Annotated in this window: 1 protein-coding gene; it reads right to left on the bottom strand. The window is 49.0% G+C overall.

Translation table 11 applies throughout. The annotated features are described in order from the left end of the window. Positions 1-26: 26 nt before the first annotated feature. Positions 27-1,168 (bottom strand): IS3 family transposase gene (locus Q4551_RS16120; RefSeq protein ID WP_303434947.1). Its coding sequence is split into 2 segments (ribosomal slippage): positions 27-919 and positions 919-1,168, totalling 1,143 coding nucleotides; the frame shifts between segments, so codons are not numbered across the junction. Positions 1,169-1,234 lie beyond the last annotated feature (66 nt).

Here is a 1,234-nt window from a genome sequence, read left to right on the forward strand (position 1 = left end):
TGTTCTGGTCAACAAAACCGGACACATTAATTGGCTAATTTCTCATGCTCCGCCGGTGACAAGTCACCGTTCGAGGAGTGCAGTCGATCCAGGTTGTAATATTTCATATAGGCCGCAACATCCTGTTTCATATGAGCCCGCGTCGGCTGGTGTACTTTGAACAGCCAGTCATGTTTTAGGCTCCCAAAGAAGCGTTCAACCACGGCGTTGTCCCAGCATGCACCAACGTCTCCCATTGAAGCTCTCATGTCATACCCTTTCAGCAGTTTGGCGAAGGATTCACTGGTGTACTGTGATCCTCGATCACTGTGGAACACCAGGCCTTTCGGTGGTTGCCTGAGGTTATAAGCTTTGATCAAGGCTCGACTGATCAGACTTGTGGTCATGCGTTTGTCGATGGCCCATCCAACTATCCTGCGCGAGTAAAGATCCATAACGATCGCCAGATACATCCAGCCTTCACCGGTTTTCAGGTAGGTGATGTCTCCTGCCCAAACCTGATTTTTACCCACCGGATTAAATTGTTGATTGAGCAGGTTATCGGCTACTCGGTCACTGTGTTTTCGTTTGGTTGTCGCCTTGTAAGCCACGCGCTGCGTGACTTTAAGATCCAGTTGCTGCATCACTGTTCGTACTCGATGTCGACTCACCTGAATGCCTTCTTCACTCAACTTTTTGACCAATTCGCGACTCCCCAAGCTGTTTCTGGAGGCTTTGAACAGTGCTTTGGCACGTCGATACAGGTGCAATTCTTCCGCAGTGATCACCTTGGCTGGACGAGCTTTCCACGCGTAGAACGCCGACTTGCTGACGTTCATCACATGACAGAGCAATCGCACCGGATAACTCTGTCTGTGATTTTCAATAAAGTGGTATTTCACTTCATTTCTTTCGCGAAGAAAGCACTGGCCTTTTTTAAAATCTCTTTCTCCATGCGCAGGGTTTTGACTTCCTGACGAAGCCGCTTCAGCTCTTCCAGTTCCGTTTCTGCAGGCTTTGATTCACTGGTTGACTGCGCCTGTTTTTCCTTCCACCGATAGAGCAAGTTGGTGGCGATACCCAGAGACTTCGCGGCCTCCGGAACTGAATAACCTTGCTCGGTCACGAGAGAGACGGCTTCTTCCTTAAATTCTGGCGGATATTGCTTGTAACTACGTTTCTGGCTCATGGTTGGCACCTCTGTTGGTGAAGAGTTTATCTCTTCTTGAGGTGTCCGGGATATTCAACCAGAACA

This window comes from Oceanobacter sp. 5_MG-2023 (genome assembly GCF_030548165.1).
In the GTDB taxonomy this organism is placed as follows: Bacteria; Pseudomonadota; Gammaproteobacteria; order Pseudomonadales; family Oceanobacteraceae; genus Oceanobacter.